18 protein-coding genes are annotated in these 16595 nt (G+C 34.5%); 5 read left to right on the forward strand and 13 right to left on the reverse strand.

All coding sequences use genetic code 11. From position 1 onward, the window contains the following. Positions 1–6: 6 nt before the first annotated feature. Positions 7–1146: an autotransporter outer membrane beta-barrel domain-containing protein gene (locus PFY09_RS18990; RefSeq protein WP_271160741.1), complete on the reverse strand. Its 1140-nt coding sequence runs from the start codon at positions 1144–1146 to the stop codon at positions 7–9. Positions 1147–1310: 164 nt separating this feature from the next. Here PFY09_RS18990 and PFY09_RS18995 point away from each other — a divergent pair, with 164 nt between their 5' ends. Together PFY09_RS18995 and PFY09_RS19000 are read left to right on the forward strand one after the other, a co-directional pair. Next, a complete protein-coding gene (locus PFY09_RS18995) occupies positions 1311–1799 on the forward strand; it encodes a DUF6438 domain-containing protein (protein ID WP_271160742.1) in 489 nt (162 codons plus the stop codon). Positions 1800–1886: 87 nt separating this feature from the next. Continuing rightward, positions 1887–3194, forward strand: coding sequence for a DEAD/DEAH box helicase (locus PFY09_RS19000; RefSeq protein WP_271160743.1), 1308 nt, complete (start codon positions 1887–1889; stop codon positions 3192–3194). A gap of 35 nt (positions 3195–3229) precedes the next feature. Here PFY09_RS19000 and PFY09_RS19005 read toward each other — a convergent pair whose 3' ends face one another. The 10 genes from PFY09_RS19005 to PFY09_RS19050 form a co-directional block, all read right to left on the reverse strand. After that, positions 3230–3997, reverse strand: a complete 768-nt coding sequence (locus PFY09_RS19005; RefSeq protein WP_271160744.1) for a TatD family hydrolase — start codon at positions 3995–3997, stop codon at positions 3230–3232. A 4-nt stretch (positions 3998–4001) separates the two neighbouring features. Beyond that, complete coding sequence (locus PFY09_RS19010; protein ID WP_271160745.1) at positions 4002–4517, reverse strand: DUF4269 domain-containing protein; 516 nt, start codon at positions 4515–4517, stop codon at positions 4002–4004. Next, positions 4514–4864, reverse strand: a complete 351-nt coding sequence (locus PFY09_RS19015) for a hypothetical protein (protein ID WP_271160746.1) — start codon at positions 4862–4864, stop codon at positions 4514–4516. Before PFY09_RS19015 ends, PFY09_RS19010 begins: the two co-directional genes overlap by 4 nt. 6 nt (positions 4865–4870) lie before the next feature. Beyond that, entirely contained in the window at positions 4871–5821 is a 951-nt protein-coding gene (locus PFY09_RS19020; RefSeq protein WP_271160747.1) for a GSCFA domain-containing protein, read from the reverse strand. 85 nt (positions 5822–5906) lie between these two features. Then, entirely contained in the window at positions 5907–6878 is a 972-nt protein-coding gene (locus PFY09_RS19025) for a polyprenyl synthetase family protein (RefSeq protein WP_076392171.1), read from the reverse strand. A gap of 97 nt (positions 6879–6975) precedes the next feature. After that, a complete protein-coding gene (locus PFY09_RS19030) occupies positions 6976–7272 on the reverse strand; it encodes a type II toxin-antitoxin system RelE/ParE family toxin (protein ID WP_087712446.1) in 297 nt (98 codons plus the stop codon). Next, positions 7257–7490 carry a hypothetical protein gene (locus PFY09_RS19035; protein ID WP_271160748.1) on the reverse strand — a complete coding sequence of 78 codons (234 nt, stop codon included), beginning with the start codon at positions 7488–7490 and terminating at the stop codon, positions 7257–7259. The genes PFY09_RS19030 and PFY09_RS19035 overlap by 16 nt, the downstream gene beginning before the upstream one ends. A 107-nt stretch (positions 7491–7597) precedes the next feature. Next, entirely contained in the window at positions 7598–8740 is a 1143-nt protein-coding gene (locus PFY09_RS19040; protein ID WP_076392173.1) for an inorganic phosphate transporter, read from the reverse strand. Between the two features lie 20 nt (positions 8741–8760). After that, the gene (locus PFY09_RS19045) at positions 8761–9399 is read right to left on the reverse strand and encodes a DUF47 domain-containing protein (RefSeq protein WP_076392175.1); all 639 of its coding nucleotides are present in this window, start codon (positions 9397–9399) and stop codon (positions 8761–8763) included. Between the two features lie 152 nt (positions 9400–9551). Further along, positions 9552–11246 carry a DEAD/DEAH box helicase gene (locus PFY09_RS19050; protein WP_076392177.1) on the reverse strand — a complete coding sequence of 565 codons (1695 nt, stop codon included), beginning with the start codon at positions 11244–11246 and terminating at the stop codon, positions 9552–9554. A 358-nt stretch (positions 11247–11604) separates the two neighbouring features. Here PFY09_RS19050 and PFY09_RS19055 point away from each other — a divergent pair, with 358 nt between their 5' ends. After that, positions 11605–12273, forward strand: a complete 669-nt coding sequence (locus tag PFY09_RS19055) for a DUF2461 domain-containing protein (RefSeq protein WP_271160749.1) — start codon at positions 11605–11607, stop codon at positions 12271–12273. 210 nt (positions 12274–12483) lie between these two features. On the opposite strand, the gene PFY09_RS19060 is transcribed toward PFY09_RS19055, so the two are convergent. Both PFY09_RS19060 and PFY09_RS19065 read right to left on the reverse strand, forming a co-directional pair. Then, positions 12484–13077: a hypothetical protein gene (locus PFY09_RS19060; RefSeq protein ID WP_271160750.1), complete on the reverse strand. Its 594-nt coding sequence runs from the start codon at positions 13075–13077 to the stop codon at positions 12484–12486. 123 nt (positions 13078–13200) lie between these two features. Further along, the gene (locus PFY09_RS19065) at positions 13201–13827 is read right to left on the reverse strand and encodes a hypothetical protein (protein WP_271160751.1); all 627 of its coding nucleotides are present in this window, start codon (positions 13825–13827) and stop codon (positions 13201–13203) included. 156 nt (positions 13828–13983) lie between these two features. Between PFY09_RS19065 and PFY09_RS19070 the strand changes: the two genes are divergently transcribed. Then, complete coding sequence (locus tag PFY09_RS19070) at positions 13984–15270, forward strand: adenylosuccinate synthase (protein ID WP_076392183.1); 1287 nt, start codon at positions 13984–13986, stop codon at positions 15268–15270. 468 nt (positions 15271–15738) lie between these two features. Continuing rightward, positions 15739–16575, forward strand: a complete 837-nt coding sequence (locus PFY09_RS19075; RefSeq protein ID WP_271160752.1) for an energy transducer TonB — start codon at positions 15739–15741, stop codon at positions 16573–16575. The last annotated feature ends 20 nt before the right edge of the window (positions 16576–16595 follow it).

Below are 16595 nucleotides of genomic sequence, written 5' to 3' on the forward strand. Positions count from 1 at the left end.
AATTAATTATTTTACTTTTTTCTCAAGTGCTTCAATTCTTTTCTGTTGCTCTATTGTATAAAGCGTAAGTTCTTCAATCTTTTTCAGAAGTAGAATATTCATTTCCTTAAGTTCAATACCATTTTTGATTGCTTCCTCAGTTGTGGGAACTTCCGGAAGATGTCCGTTTTCTTTGATAAATTTTTCAACACTATTTAATGGCATTAATTTGTAATCTTTTTCAAATACGTAATCTGCCCATCCGTTGTTTGCGGCGATATCTACTTTTACTTTTTCTGTTCTAATCCCATCTTTTACAAAAAGTTTGTATTTCTCACCATCGGCAGTAATTCCATCTGCAGGTAGTTGATTCGTAAACTGTCCGATTCCGATTGTTCCGTTATTTCCAACAATCCAATTTCCTATATTAAGTTCACTTTCTGGAGTAGCAGAATATGGGATGATATTTGTTCCTATGAAAATATTGTTATTACCTGATAAAATACTTTTTGCATTAGAATATCCTAAATTAATATTATTTGATCCTGTTGTTAACGCTCTAAAAGAATTTGCTCCTAATATCACGTTTAAACTTCCGTTTCCAATATATCTCATAGCACTATTTCCTAAAGCGATATTATCATCTCCTACAAGTGATCCTGATCCCATTGCTCCCAGTCCTATTCCGATGTTTCCTGTACCTCCCTGCATGTTTTCCAAAGCATTAGTTCCTATTGCAACACTAAATGTAGCAGAAGGAGTATTTCGCATGGTGCCACTACCTACCGCAGTATTTGAACTACCACTTGTTAATGACGCCAAAGCATTACTTCCCAATGCTACATTACCTGAGGATGTGGCATTTTGCGTTAATGTTCCCATACCAAACGCTGTGTTTAAAATACCTGTAGTATTGCTCATACCACCGCCAAAAAGCAAGTTTTTATCCCAGATTTGAGCTGTATATCCTATATTATGAAATGAAAACTGACCAGTTGGTGTAATTCTCATTTTTTCATCATTATTTATCTTAATAACAAGGGGTTGATTATCTAAAGTTCCTATAAAATTTGTTCCTGGAGTTGTTCCTGTGTTTCCTGTAAGATTCCATTGAGCGTTTGCTGTAATACCTAATACAACAGAAAGTAGAATGATTGTTTTTTTCATGATTATTAAATTAGCCACAAATGTAACTATGGATAAAATAAAATTCATTGTTAAATGACTTTTTTATAATACTTTTTATTTCATATATTTATAATTTGTATACATATAATTCAGTGTTTTCACTTTTGGAACAATTATTGACACTCACCACTCAAATGTAAGCTATGAAATATATATTCAGTCTTTTTGCTTTTATTTTTCTGTTCTCTTGTACCCCGCAAAAAAACAATTCAAAATATTCAAAAATCGAATATGAAGCAGGAGCCTGTTTCGGATCTTGTCCTATTTTTAAAATAACCATTAATCCTGACAGAACTGCTGTTTTTGATGCAGAACATTTTAATTTTACGAACGGATTTTCTAAAGGAGATTTCAATAAACCCCGTGAAGGAACTTTCAAAGGAACAATAAAGCAGGAAGACTATAATAAGCTGATTGCTTTACTGGATGGTTTGGAGGTGAAAAAACTGAATGAAAAATATGGTGAAAGAAATATTACGGATCTCCCAACTTCCCATTTAAGAATTAATTTTGCCGACGGAACCTCAAAACATGTTGAAGATTACGGGAAAAGAGGAACCGAAAAACTTGAAGAATTATATAAGTTTTTTGAAGATTTAAGATTCAGTCAGCAATGGACAAAAGTGAATTGATCCATTAAAAATATTTAAGCTACCTTTGCAAAATATAATTCCTTCATTTTGAAGGAATTTTTATTTTAATTATTAAATACAATTCATTTGAATTTTACAGACTTACAATTAATAGATCCTATTTCAAAAGCAATTCAGGAACAAGGATATACCAACCCGACCCCGATTCAGGAAAGATCTATTCCGGAAATTTTAAAAGGTAAAGATTTTCTGGGTTGCGCACAGACAGGGACAGGAAAAACGGCAGCTTTTGCGATTCCTATCCTTCAGAATCTTGCTCAGAACAAATTTCCAAACAAAAATATAAAAGCTTTAATCTTAACGCCTACAAGAGAACTGGCAATCCAGATTGAAGAAAACATCAATGCTTACGGAAAATATTTGCCTTTAAAGCATCTCGTAATTTTTGGAGGTGTAAAGCAGGGAAATCAGGAAGCTGCGCTGAAAAAAGGAGTTGATATTCTGGTCGCGACACCGGGAAGACTTCTGGATTTTATTGCTCAGGGAATCATCAGCTTAAAAAATCTTGAAATTTTTGTACTGGACGAAGCTGACAGAATGCTGGATATGGGTTTTGTGCACGATGTGAAAAGAATTATTAAACTTTTGCCTCAAAAAAGGCAGACTTTGTTCTTCTCTGCAACCATGCCTTCAGAAATACAGAAACTGGCAGATTCTATTCTTAATAATCCTGTAAAAGTAGAAGTTACTCCGGTTTCATCTACCGCAGAAACCATTAAACAGTCGGTTTACTTTGTAGAGAAGGATAATAAACTGAATCTTTTAACGCATATTTTAAAGAACGATATTTCAGATTCTGTCTTGGTTTTTGCAAGAACGAAACACGGTGCGGATAAAATTGCGAGAAAACTACAGAAAGATGATATTACAACAGAGGCTATTCACGGGAATAAATCCCAGAACGCGCGTCAGAATGCTTTAAGTAATTTTAAATCCGGAAAAACAAGGGTTCTGGTTGCGACAGACATTGCAGCGAGAGGGATTGATATTGATGAACTTAAATATGTCGTTAATTTCGAGCTTTCCGATGTTTCTGAAACGTATGTTCACAGAATCGGAAGAACGGGTAGAGCAGGAGCGGAAGGAACTTCTATTTCATTTGTAGACGGTCTGGATCTTCTGAATTTGCGAAATACGGAGAAACTGATCGGAATGAAAATTCCTGTGGTAAAAAATCATCCGTTTCATACAGACGATCTGGTTGCTCAGAAAAGAGATTCGAACAACAAGCCAGTTCCTGCAGGAGGGGAAAAACCGAAACAGGCAAGAGGAAATTCTTCAAAATTCAGCCGAAATAAGTCAAAGCCGGATAACGGAGCGGCATCGGTTGGTTTTAAAAAGCCTAAGAATAAAAATTTCACCAGAAAGAAATAATACAAAAGCCTTCCGGATCCGGAAGGCTTTTATGTTTAATGCTGAACGAATATTTTCTTCGCATTTTCAGTTGTAATGCTGTCAATCTCCGAAAAATCTACTTTATAGAGATCAACCAGTTTTCCGGCAACAAGATCAAGATAAGAACTCTCGTTGCGCTTTCCTCTGTGCGGAACCGGAGCGAGATAAGGTGAATCTGTTTCCAGAACAATTTTATCCAACGGAATTTCATGCAGAAATTGATCTATTTTACCATTTTTAAAGGTTACAACACCACCGATCCCTAAAATGAAATTCAGGGCTATTGCCCGTTTTGCCTGTTCTAAATTCCCTGAAAAACAATGGAAAATTCCTCTAAGTTTCGGATGTTTTTTTCTTTCCAGCACTTCAAAAGTCTCATCGAAACTTTCTCTGGTATGGATTACGATAGGAAGATCTTTTTCAATTGCCCAGTCGATTTGCTGTTCAAATGCTTTCACCTGAATATCAAGAGTGGTTTTATCCCAGTACAGATCGATTCCGATTTCTCCGATGGCAGGAAAAGACCTTTGATCGAGATAATTCTTAACGATTTCGAGTTCTTTTTCCCAGGATTCCGGTTTTACGTAACAGGGATGCAATCCCATCATCGAAAAGATATGTTGCGGATATTCAGCTTCCAGTCGGAGCATTTTTTCGTGAGATTCCGAATCGATTGCCGGAAGATAAAATGCTGTAATTCCCTTATCTAAAGATCTCTGAATGGCTTCTTTTCTGTCTTCATCAAATTCTTCTGCGTATAAGTGCGTATGCGTATCAATCATTTTTTTATATCATTTTTAACAGGTCTTCGTAAGGACTTTCCAAATTCAGTAAAATTCCGAAAGCAGGTTCCGTTTTGATGCCCTGTTTTTTTAATTTTATTATTTTCTTTTTAAAATCGTTTCCTTTTTCCTGTAGTATTTTGTATTCAGCGATCATGTGTCGGTAAGCGTTCTGTTCGGTTGCAGGTTTGTTTTGTCCGAAAATTTCAACAGGAAATTCTTCCAGTTTGAAATTTAAAACAGTTGCCTGTTCATTATTTACCGTGATTTTTTCAATTTTTAAATCAAATTCAGAGAACATTTCAGAAAGAGCTTTCTTAAATTCAGTGAAATCTGTTACTTCACAGATGATATCCAGATCACTATCTTCAATATCAATTTCTATCGGGATGGTTCCTGCCAAAATGGGCGAATAATTCTTCAGTTTTTCAAGAATCTGATATTTCGTTAAAACTTCATGAGCTCTTTTCTGCTTTTCATTTCCGTGTTTCAGATAGTCGATCTTTTTGAAATCAATCATTTTGATTCTATTGAATTTGAAGACTCAACATGATGGGTGTTTATCTGATGTAAAACTTCATTTGTGATGTCTTTTCCTCCCGTAAAGTTTCTGTAAAAAGAGGCAATACTGAAAATAGGTCCGAAAGGAATTCCCCACCACCCAAAAAATAAAATCAACAGCGAATATTTCCAACTGTATTTTGAGGAAGACTCATCAGATTTTATAAAATAAATATCACTTGGTCTTTTTGATGATAGGAAAATAATTGAAATTGTATATGAAAAAACTACGAATTTAGCACCTTTCTGTAATTCATCATTTAATTGATCGGTTGATAATCCTTCTGTGTTTTTAATAATAACCATTAGTTTTTAAAATATTTTATGCTTTACTTTTTTTCGCTGAGCTTCAATTCTTAGGTTCAATTTTTCTTTAAATTCAATGTATTTCGGATCTTTTTCGTCGTTGGTTTTATGCTCCAACGCTTTGTGGATTTTAAAATTTTCTTTAATAAAATCTTTTGTCTCATCCGAAAAATAAGCATTTCCGAATTTTTCGAAAATGTAATTAATTGCCTGATTGTTAGGATGAATCATATCTTCTTTGTAAAAACGGTAATCGCGGAGATCGTCCATTAAAATTTCATAAACCGGAAGATAATGACAGTAATCCAGTTCATCAATCATCTCATGAATTGCAGTGATCAGTTTAGATTTACTCAGCTGATTTTCAATCATTCCGTCTTTTGTATGGCGAACCGGAGAAACAGTAAATAAGATCTGAACATCGTCCGGACAGATGTCTTTGAGGTTTAAAATTGTATTGTACACAGAATCTGTAAGTTCCTGAAAGGTCAGAAGTCTTTTTTCAAAGAATTTTTGTGGAATTTTATGACAATTAGCAACAAGTTTGTTTTTAGGCGTAAATTCGTAAATAAATGAGCTTCCGTAAGTGATAATCACCCAGTTGGATTTTTGGAGAAAAGAATTTCCCTCCTCAAGACCGGAATTTATTTTCTGTAACGTCTGATGAACATACCGTGTATCAAAACTTGAGTGGTGATCCAGAGAAATGAATTCATCGTTGAAGGTAATCAGTTCTTCTTCATGATAAAATTCAGCATCATGAAGTCTTTTAACCGCGTTATTGATTGAAAAAGGGTTGAAAATCGTTCCGAAAGGATTATTGATGGTCTGCAATTGCCCTTGCAGAAAAAGATGCGACATTTCAGAGGCAAAACAGGAACCGATCGAAAATATTCTATCTTCAACTTCAATCTTCTTCTGCGATTCTTTGATATCAACTTCGGTTCTGAATTTCATTTAATCAATTTGAAAATTTGAGAATGTGTCAATTTGAAAATTTAAGGTTTATGCTTACTCATTTTCAAATTGACTTATTATCAAATTATGATTCTCTTCTCAATAAATAATTGGCAAGTTCTGCAAACGGCTTTTTCTTTTCTTCCGGAATATCGATTTTCTGAAGATAGCTTTGTCCGATTTCGTTATGCTTTTCAATAAGACGTAATGCTTTTTCGTCTACTTTCGTTCTTCTGAAAATCTTTTCCACACCGTAAACTTTATCGATATTATCGGTCTTTTTAGAATACCAGTAATCCAATTCTTTTCTTTCTTCTTCTGTAGCGTGTTCTCTCGCCATCAGGTAAAGAACGGTTTTTTTGTTTTCGTAAATATCTCCGGCGTGTTTTTTACCGAACTGCGCCTGATCTCCGAAAACATCCAGATAATCGTCCATGATCTGGAATGCAATTCCGATATGTTTTCCGAAGTTAAAAATGGCTTTTGCATCCTTGAAGTTTGCTTTAGCAATCAATGCTCCGATTTCAAAGGAAGAAGCGCTTAAAACTCCTGTTTTGTAGGTAATCATTCTGATGTAATCGTCAAACGTTACATTTTCCTGAGTTTCAAAATTGATATCATATTGCTGTCCTTCGCATAAAAGTAGTCCTGTATGGGTAAAAATCCTGATGCACGCTTTGAAAATCTCAGGCTCAAGATCTTCGAAAAATTTATAGGCTTTCAGCATCAGTCCGTCTCCTGAAAGAATTCCGACATTAATTCCGTGTAACGTATGAATCGTCGGTTTGTTTCTTCTTAATGGAGCTTCATCCATAATGTCATCATGGATCAGGGTGAAATTATGGAAAAATTCAATTGCCAGAGCCGGCTTTATTGCCTCTTTAAGATCGCCGCCAAATAAATCGCAGGCCATTAGAACCATGATCGGACGAAGACGCTTTCCTCCGTGCGAAATAATATAGTTCATGGGTTCGTAAAGTTCTGTTGGCTTATCTTTGAAAGTATATTTGGTAATGGCATCCGCAACAATCTGCTGATATCTGTCTAAAAATTCCATAAATTCTAATAGTTTAAGCAAAAATACAATTTTTCAGGGCTTTATAAAACAAAATCCTCACCGTTTTAAGAGTGAAGATTTATTATTAAGTCAAAAATTATTTTAATTGAACTGTATCCGGATTTTTACTTCCATGTCGAATGGTGAGAATATAAATTTTATGATCTACACATTCGTAATAAAGAAGATATTTATGAACAATCTTTACAGAAACGTTTGGTATATCTGTCTTTCTTCCAATATCCGGAAATTCAGAAAGTAATTCTAAATTATTTTTGATTAAATTATTAAGCTTTATACTGAATGAGTTTGATTTGTTTCTGTTAATCCAATACTGAAGAATATCAAGCCATTCATTGCTGGCTCTTTTTGTCCAGATTATTTGTTTAGCCATGCATTGATTTCTTTCTGAAAATCTTCATCAGATAAAATACTTCCCTCTTTAATTTCTGTTCTAGCTTCCGAAACTGCTTTTTTTTCTTCTTCATTGGTTATGTAGATTTCTTCATCGTTTTGAAATTGAAGAAGCTGCAATAGCTCTTTTAGTCTTGCCTTGTTGGTAATGCCTGTGATCTGATTAATCAGGTCTATCTGTAATTCTGCAGTGCTCATAGCTTATAATTTAATCCATATAAAATTAATAAAAATTTTAAACTTTAAAAAAACAAAAAACTTTGCCCGAAAGAGCAAAGTTTTATTATTTTGAGTAATCTCAGTTGTTAAGATAATGCAGTTACTGCAAGGTAAGTAATTCCTGCAACAATTGCAGAGATAGGAATGGTAAGAACCCATGCCCAAAGAAGGCTTACAGTGATTCCCCATCTTACGGCAGAAACTCTTTTCGTAAGACCAACCCCGATAATGGAACCTGTAATCGTATGTGTGGTAGAAACAGGAATTCCGAAGTGATCTGTAATGAATAACGTAATAGCACCTGCTGTTTCAGCACTTACTCCTTCCAGAGAAGTTACTTTTGTAATTTTCGTTCCCATGGTTTTGATGATCTTCCATCCACCGCTCATTGTACCTAAAGCGATTGCGATGAATGATACCAAAGGAACCCAGATGTAATGCTGTGCAAAGTAATCGAAACGCTCTCCAGATTTAAGATTTAAATAAATCGGATCGTGAAGCATTTCAACGTGATAGTAAATTAATGCCGCACCAATGATTCCCATTACCTTCTGCGCATCGTTAAGACCGTGTCCTAAACTGAAAAGCGCTGAAGAAGCAAGCTGCAGTTTTTTGAAAGACTGGTCTGCTTTATGCGGGTTTGATCTTTTATAAAGGTGAACAATAATTAAAGTAATGATAATTGAGATAATCATCCCGATAATCGGTGCCATGAAAATGAAAAGGAAAATAGGAATTACTTTATCAAATTTCACAACGCTCTGGTGTGTTACCTGCGAAGCGGCTGCTTTTACGGTTTCCCAAGTTCCCAATTCCGGCTGTGCTGCTGCAACGTTGTGATAATCCATCATAAAAGCGTGCATTAAAGCGGCTCCTAAAAATCCTCCGATCAGTGTGTGTGAAGAGGAAGAAGGAATACCAAACCACCATGTTAAAAGGTTCCATGCGATTGCCGCAACAAGACCTGAAAAGATAACTTCGAGGGTGATAAAATTCTCATTAACTGTTTTGGCAATTGTATTACCAATTTTAAATTCTCCAATGATGTAAGCAGCGATGAAGAAAGCTGCAAAATTCCAGAGTGCTGCCCAAAGAACCGCCTGGAACGGAGTTAAAACTTTTGTAGAAACAATAGTCGCAATTGAGTTGGCTGCATCATGAAAACCATTGATGTAATCGAATATTAAAGCCAATGCAATAATAACTATAAGTAAAATCGGAAATTCCATTGTTTAATTATAATTATTAATTAAGCGTATTTAATCATGATGTTTTCAATCGTGTTGGCAACATCTTCTGCTTTGTCAGTTACAACTTCAAGATAATTAAGTACAGATGAAACTTTGATAATGTTGATCGCATCGTTTGTTTCGAATAATTCTACCATAGAATTGGATAACAAATCGTCTGCAATGTTTTCGATAGAGTTTACTTTGATACAAGCTTCTTTTACCTGCTCCATATTTTTGAATCCTTTCAGGTTTTTCATCGCATTCTGAATCTCAAGACAAGCTTTGTGAATCAGTAATGAAAAGTCTGAATAAGCCTTCATTTCAGGCGATTTGTAAAGGAAAATATATTTTGTGGAAGCATATATGTAATCTGCGATATCGTCTAATCCTGTTGCTAGAGTGTGGATATCTTCCCTGTCGAAAGGAGTGATGAAGTTTTTCCCCAGTTCTACGAAGATCTCGTGAGTAAGCTCATCATTTTTGTGTTCGTAATCGCTCATCTTTTTCAACATAGAATCGTCGTTCAGATCGAAATCTTTGATTCCGTGGTTGAATTCCTCAGACATTGCTACAAGGTTTTCTGTTACTTTTTCGAAAAGCACAAAGAAGATTTTATCTTTCGGTTGAAAAGCGTGGAAAATATTACCAATTCCCATTGTAAAGTTTTTATAATTCGAGTGCAAATTTCTTAAAAAAGCACCTTACCTGAAAGAGTATAACGTTAAGTTTTGTTAACATTGCATTAAGGTCTGGTTATCAAGCAAAAAAACCTACTGTAAAGTCGGTTTTAATATTGTTTTAAGCAGGATTAGTTAGCCTCTTCAGCTCTCATATCCTTACCTCTGAATTTCATTGTAGAAATATTGCTCAAAAGATCTCCTTTGAAAGATTTTTCAACTTCGAAGAAAGAGAATTTCTCTAAAATTTCGATGTCTCCGATCTCAGCTCTTTTTTTGCTTTTTCCGTTCGATGTCGCTTTATTGATGATGTCTAAAACGTCAAGTTTTTTCAACTGATCTTTTTTACCAAGATTGAAGAAAAATCGAACCATATTTTCGTTCTTTCTTCTTGGTTTTGCACCACGCTCTCTTCTGTCGCTTCTTTCTCCACGTTCACCTCTGTCGCGGTCTCTTCCTCTGTCACGGTCTCTTCTGGAACCTCTGTCGTCATCTCTGCTGCTTAGTTTCTGCTCCACAAGATCATGTCTGTCTTTGTAGTACATTGCAAGATCTTTTAGTTGGAACTGAAGCAGTTTGTGCGCCAGTTCTTCTTTAGTGAATGCTGATAAATCAGGAATCAGAGAATCGTCAAATTCAAAGAAATCTTCGTGAATTTCGAAAAGACTTTCGAAAACTCCGCCTACCTGAGCTTTGATAATATCGTCACCGGTAGGAATTTTACCTTCCGTGATTTCAATTTTCGTAGCCGATTTGATCTGCTTTAATTTTCTGCTTTCTTCAGGCTTGATTAAAGACATTGAAATTCCGTCTTTTCCTGCTCTTCCTGTTCTTCCGCTTCTGTGTACGAATACTTCAGGATCATCCGGTAAAGAATAGTGGATAACGTGGGTAAGAGAATTTACATCCAGACCTCTCGCTGCAACGTCTGTCGCTACAAGAATATCGATGTTTTTCAGTCTGAATTTCTTCATTACCGTATCTCTCTGCGCCTGAGAAAGATCTCCGTGAAGCGCATCTGCTGCATAACCGTTCTGCATTAAGAAATCGGCAACTTCCTGAGTTTCCATTCTTGTTCTGCAGAAAATAATAGAGTACTGATTCGGGTTGGAATCAATTAATCTTTTTAATGCTTCTTTTTTCTGACGGTATCCTGCTACATAAAATTCGTGCTTAATGTTCTTCTTAACTTCGTTAATAGAACCTACCGAAATTCTGTGAGGCTTCGTTAAATAATTTTTGGAAATTCTTTCCACTTCCTTGTTCATTGTTGCAGAGAAAAGGAAAGTCTGTTTTGTTTCCGGTGTTTCGCTTAAAATTGTTTCCAACTCGTCTTTGAAACCCATGGAAAGCATTTCGTCTGCTTCATCCAAAACCAACCAGTGAATAGCAGAAAAGTCTAGCGCTTTTCTGTTAATCAAATCGATTACTCTTCCCGGAGTTCCCACAATAATCTGCGGTTTGTCCTTCAGAGATCTCATTTGTTCCATAATGCTGCTTCCACCATAAACTGCAGTAGTTTTGATGTTCGCCATGTACTTAGAATAATTTTTTATGTCTTTAGCAATCTGAAGACATAATTCCCGCGTCGGACAAAGCACCAAAAGTTGGATTTTGCGACTCGTTTCGTCAATCATATCCAAAATCGGAAGCGAAAACGCTGCTGTTTTGCCTGTCCCCGTCTGCGCAAGTGCGATCAAGTCGCGAATATCTGAAAGAATAAAAGGGATAGTCTGTTTTTGGATTTCTGTCGGGCTTTCGTAACCCAGTTCGCCAATTGCCTTAAGAATATCAGGACTTAAATTGGTCTCCGTAAATAAATTCATTAAATATTATAAAATTTCTGCAAATATACAATAAATATTTGATTTGTTTTTGAATTATTTTTAAATAATCAAACTTAAATTCAGAATCCTTTAATCTTTTACTTTTATTTTGAAAATTAAATGCAAAAAAACAGGGTGCAAATTATAAAGATGTTAACCATTGTTTTTTTTTATTAGATGTGTTTTATTTTTTCTCTGTAATTTATGAATTTTCAAAAATTTTAAACTTTCAGATCCATTTAAATTCTTTATTTCATTATTTATCTAGAAAAAGTATAATTAAAAATACTTCGGTTTTTGTACATTTGAATCATTACAATTTATCAGTTTTATAATTTAAAATAAAAAACTTTACAGAATGATGTCCGCAACAATTTCTCCAAAAGTATTCGATTTTCTTAATCAACTTACCGTTAACAATAACCGCGAATGGTTTACGGAAAATAAAAACCTTTACACGGAATCTCAGGAAAATGTGATTGCTTTTCTTGAAGATCTCATTAAAGAAATGTCTGGTTTTGATGAGGAACTGGGAAAAATTGATGCTAAAAAATCTCTGTTCAGAATTTACAGGGATACAAGATTTTCAAAAGATAAAATCCCTTATAAAACGAATTTCGGAGCTTCACTGGGAATGGGAAAAGGAAGTCAGAAAGGCGGATATTATCTGCATCTGGAACCAAAGAAATCGTTCATTGCAGGAGGGATTTATATGCCCGAATCTTCAGTTTTAAAGGAGTTGAGAAAGGAAATTTCTTTATATGGAGAGGATTTCCTTAAAGTCATCAATAATAAAGAATTCAAAAAGTATTTTCCGGAACTTGATCAGGATGATAAGCTGAAAAAAATTCCGCAGTGTTTTGAAAAGGAAGATCCGATGGGAGAGTATCTCAAACTGAAAAGTTTTATCGTGGTTTATAACCTGAAAGATGAAGACGTTTTCGATAAAAATGCCGTGAAAAGCCTTTCCAAAATCTTTAAAGTGATGAAGCCTTTGAATGATTTTCTGAATACGCCGTTTTTGTAGGTGAATTTGTTCAACCCTCACAGGTTTTCAAAACCTGTGAGGGTTAGGATCGATAAATTGTATAAATCAAAACGTGTAAATTCTTACGAATCATAGTTTTGAATGTATCGTAGCATTGTATCGATTAATGAAACTTTGCAAAGTCTAACAATTCATTTTGTTTGTCATTCTGCAGGAATCTAGACTGTGATAGGTTTTGCGGGATGATGATTATTTAGCTTCTGATAATGTCCAGTCTAAATACATATCTTCATTGATAATTTCAACAAGAAGGTTTTCAAAGTCTTCAAAAAAGTTATGACCTAAATTTACTGGTGTTTGTTGTAAAGCTTCTTCCAGTTTTTCTTTAGTATAATAATGACGTTTTACTTCATTATTTTCATCACGTACAATATGGTATATTTTGTTTCTCAGTAAAACAGTTATCAATTCATCAAGTTCTTCATTATCATTATATTCATCATCTTTGTAAATGTCATTGATTATTAAATTGTAATTGTTTTTTTGAATATCATAATGTTGATAAAAAACTCTTATTAATCTTTCTTTATTTAATTTTTTGATAACTTCAACTAAGGCTTGTCTTACTCCAGTGGCACTTCCAAATTCAAATATTCTGCCGTCTTTCTTTATAAGGAGTATAGGGCCTTGACCTACTAACCTTACTTTTTTGTCTTTTGCTTGATAACCAAAAACGAATATATCATCATAGTCTTCTGTATAGCTGACTTCAACATGATTCCCCGCATTGTTTAGTACATATTCTCTGGCTATTTTTAGATATTCTTCTTTGTTTTCTTGCATTTTATTTTTATGTATTTATTGTGGAGATTGTTTAAGAATTTTGTACGATTAAAGTTTTTAACAAAGCCTGAGTTTTCGATTTTTTGAGATTATTAATTAATAGAATTTTTATTTTTAATACATTTAATTAAAAATATATCTAAATAGCCATAAAACACTATGTCCTCTTAAATTTGAATTTATTTCATTTAATTCAGTTTTTAGAGAATTAGCTCTTTCCACATAATTTTTAATTTTAGATAGACTTATGTCTGTATTCTCTTCAAGAAAACTACAATTTTTGAAATGTTCAGTAGTTTCCTCTGGTTTCAAATTTTTATATGATATATGTTCCTTTAATTGTTTAGTGAATTCGGTTGAAACATTTAGAGGTGAATTTTCTTTTAAATAGTCGATACTGTAAATGAGATCGATAAATTTTGAGTAATCATTTTTTACTATAAAAATTCTAAATAAGTATTCGCTTGGAATTGATTTATAAATTTCAGAATTAAACATTGGCATGGTGTCGTAGGTTCGCTGTAGTTTTCCATTAAAATTATTTTTTTCAAATACTATCGAATAATAATTAAGAATATAAAATTTTGTTTTATCAAAGTCTGAAATATATGCTGTTGATTTTGGAAGAGCAATTTCTTCATTATATTTCAAAATTAGCTTTCTATAATTGTTTAGTTTGTTTGCTATTGACAGTCTATTAAAAATGTTTGTTAAAATGATTCCTATTAATGAACCGAGAAATATCTTCATCTATGTAATTTTATTAATTTCAAATATAATGATAAATGTCAAAAATGTAGATTCAACCTCATAATTCCCACCCACCCAAAAAATAAAATCCGCCACAAATTTGCCCACCCAATTTTTTAAAAGTAATTTTGCATGAATCTAAAATAAAAGTAAAATATGTCAACTTACGTAGTTGTAGGTCTTCAGTATGGAGATGAAGGTAAAGGAAAAATCACGGATGTTTTATCGGCAAAATCGGATTACGTTGTACGTTTCCAAGGGGGGGACAACGCGGGTCACACGGTTTATGTAGGTGAAGAGAAATTCGTTTTGCACCTTCTTCCATCGGGAGTTCTTCAGTGCAAAGGGAAATGTATCATTGCCAACGGAGTAGTGGTAAATCCTAAATCTTTCATTAAGGAGGTGAATCAGATCGAAAGCAAAGGCTTAAAGACAGATCACATTTTCATCAGCAGAAGAGCGCATGTCATCATGCCTTACCACATTCTTTTGGATACCTACCGTGAAGAAGAGCACGGAGGAACTCAGATCGGGACAACAAAAAAAGGAATCGGACCTTGCTATGAAGATAAAATTGCAAGAGTGGGGATCAGAATGATCGACCTTTTGAATCCTGAGATCTTAAGAGACAAAATCGAGAAAAACTTAAAAATCAAGAATTCTCTTTTTGAAAAATACTTCGGAAAACCTACATTGGACGTTGAAGAAATTTACAACGAATATTTAGAAATCGGAAAACAGCTTCAGGACAGAATCGTAGATACAGAACTTGAACTGAATGAAGCGATCAGAGACGGTAAAAATGTTTTATTCGAAGGAGCGCAGGCTTTAATGCTGGATATCGACTTCGGAACGTATCCTTACGTAACTTCATCTTCTCCGTCTACAGGAGGAGTTTGTACAGGAGCGGGAGTTCCGCCGACTTCATTGCAGAACTTAATTGGTGTTGCCAAAGCATACTGTACAAGAGTTGGAAACGGACCTTTCCCTTCAGAACTGGATAACGAACTGGGTGAGAAAATCAGACAGATCGGAGGAGAATTCGGAGCAACGACAGGAAGACCTAGAAGAACAGGCTGGTTAGACCTTGTTTCTTTGAAGCACGCTTGTATGATCAACGGAATCAATAATTTAGTGATTACAAAATTAGACGTTCTTACAGGAATTGAAAATTTAAAAGTCGTTACGCATTACAAAACCGAAGACGGAAAAATCATTGATTATTTCACTTCATCCACTGAAAAATTATACAACTACGAACCGATCTATCAGGATTTGCCGGGTTGGAACGAAGATATAACGAAAGCCAGAAGCTACGACGAACTTCCGCAAACGGCTCAGGAATACATCGAGTTTATCGAAAAATATTTGGGAATCAACGTTTATTTAGTTTCTGTTGGACCTGAAAGAAGCCAGAATATCATCAGAAAAGAATTATTCTAAGAATATTTTTTCCAAAATACAGAAAGAGATCATCAAGCGATGGTCTCTTTTTTTATGAATAAATTTAAAAACTAAATTTCTACTTTCTGTTTATTCTGTAAATTTCAACCATCAACCATCAACTATCAACTAATTCCCTTTTTCAGGAGCTTTTTCCAGCTTTCGCTACTCGCTTTTTTGAGGTTTCGGCGGCGGCTTTGCCGCCGCCGAAACCTCAAAAAGAGCTCAGACATGCCGCTCAATCTGGGCTAAAATAAAGGTCTGCAATTTTAACTTTCTCCGTAAAATATTTAAACTCAGGAATTTATTATTTACAACATAGTTAAATTTCTTACTTGGTATGAAAATTTTAAAAACGTTATCATTTTAACAAATATTTGGCAAAAAATTTGATATTGAATCAATGCTTATTGGTAAGATCATAAAAACTAATAATCAAATTTTTTTAACAGTTTAAATATTTTAGTGATGAAACACACAAATCAAAATCAGGAATTTCGTTTTAACGAAGTTCTTTTCGAACACCGTAACAAAGAATACGGAGCCTATGTATTAAGAAGAGAATCAGACAGAATCTTAACAAAAGCATTTTTTATAGGAGTCAGTGTATTGGCTGCCGTTTCTTTAACTCCGCTTGCAATTAATGCATTTAAGAATCCCGAAGTGACTGACGAAGGAGGGTATGAATTACCTCCACCAATTCTTATTAATGAATATGATGATACTCCACCTCCAGTAGCAGTTCTGCCTCCAAAAGCACCATCTGCTCCTGTAAAAACATTCGATGATACGGTTCCGACACCTACTTCTCATGTAACCAATGAAAAAGTTGTAGAGAAAATTGAAGGAGCTGTTGCAGGAACAAGAAATAATCCTGATGGAGAAACTGCTCCACCGAATACTTATATACCAACAACTCCAACTATCGGGACTGGTCCTGTAATTACTACCGCTCCACCAGTAGTACCTAAAGAGGATCCCAATAAGATTTTCAATAGTGTAGATTTGGGAAAAGAAGCAAATTTTGATGGTGGAATAGACTCGTTCAGAAATAAAGTAATGAGTAATTTTGACGGATCAGGCTTTGATTCTGGTGATGTAATGAAAACCACCATTACTTTCATTGTAGAAAAAGACGGTACCATTTCTGGAATAAAGGCTGCGGGTTCAGATGCAGATTTCAACAGTGAGGCGGTAAGAACAATCAGATCGATTAAAGGAAAATGGACACCTGCAAAAAACAAACAGGGTGAATCCGTAAGAAGCTATTTCAAATTTCCGATCACGATGAAATTTGATCAATAAGACATAAAAAACAAATCTTG

The sequence above is a fragment of the Chryseobacterium gambrini genome, assembly GCF_027920505.1.
In the GTDB taxonomy this organism is placed as follows: Bacteria; Bacteroidota; Bacteroidia; order Flavobacteriales; family Weeksellaceae; genus Chryseobacterium; species Chryseobacterium gambrini.

Bases quoted from the DNA above. Each gene is read 5' to 3' on its own strand.
- PFY09_RS19045 (WP_076392175.1), bottom strand. From the start codon at position 9,399: ATGGGAATTGGTAATATTTTCCACGCTTTTCAACCGAAAGATAAAATC.
- PFY09_RS19060 (WP_271160750.1), bottom strand. From the start codon at position 13,077: ATGCAAGAAAACAAAGAAGAATATCTAAAAATAGCCAGAGAATATGTA.
- PFY09_RS19065 (WP_271160751.1), bottom strand. From the start codon at position 13,827: ATGAAGATATTTCTCGGTTCATTAATAGGAATCATTTTAACAAACATT.
- PFY09_RS19025 (WP_076392171.1), bottom strand. From the start codon at position 6,878: ATGGAATTTTTAGACAGATATCAGCAGATTGTTGCGGATGCCATTACC.
- PFY09_RS19035 (WP_271160748.1), bottom strand. From the start codon at position 7,490: ATGAGCACTGCAGAATTACAGATAGACCTGATTAATCAGATCACAGGC.
- PFY09_RS19040 (WP_076392173.1), bottom strand. From the start codon at position 8,740: ATGGAATTTCCGATTTTACTTATAGTTATTATTGCATTGGCTTTAATA.
- PFY09_RS19075 (WP_271160752.1), top strand. From the start codon at position 15,739: ATGAAACACACAAATCAAAATCAGGAATTTCGTTTTAACGAAGTTCTT.
- PFY09_RS19015 (WP_271160746.1), bottom strand. From the start codon at position 4,864: ATGGTTATTATTAAAAACACAGAAGGATTATCAACCGATCAATTAAAT.
- PFY09_RS19020 (WP_271160747.1), bottom strand. From the start codon at position 5,821: ATGAAATTCAGAACCGAAGTTGATATCAAAGAATCGCAGAAGAAGATT.
- PFY09_RS19005 (WP_271160744.1), bottom strand. From the start codon at position 3,997: ATGATTGATACGCATACGCACTTATACGCAGAAGAATTTGATGAAGAC.
- PFY09_RS19030 (WP_087712446.1), bottom strand. From the start codon at position 7,272: ATGGCTAAACAAATAATCTGGACAAAAAGAGCCAGCAATGAATGGCTT.
- PFY09_RS18990 (WP_271160741.1), bottom strand. From the start codon at position 1,146: ATGAAAAAAACAATCATTCTACTTTCTGTTGTATTAGGTATTACAGCA.
- PFY09_RS19010 (WP_271160745.1), bottom strand. From the start codon at position 4,517: ATGATTGATTTCAAAAAGATCGACTATCTGAAACACGGAAATGAAAAG.
- PFY09_RS19050 (WP_076392177.1), bottom strand. From the start codon at position 11,246: ATGAATTTATTTACGGAGACCAATTTAAGTCCTGATATTCTTAAGGCA.
- PFY09_RS18995 (WP_271160742.1), top strand. From the start codon at position 1,311: ATGAAATATATATTCAGTCTTTTTGCTTTTATTTTTCTGTTCTCTTGT.
- PFY09_RS19070 (WP_076392183.1), top strand. From the start codon at position 13,984: ATGTCAACTTACGTAGTTGTAGGTCTTCAGTATGGAGATGAAGGTAAA.
- PFY09_RS19055 (WP_271160749.1), top strand. From the start codon at position 11,605: ATGATGTCCGCAACAATTTCTCCAAAAGTATTCGATTTTCTTAATCAA.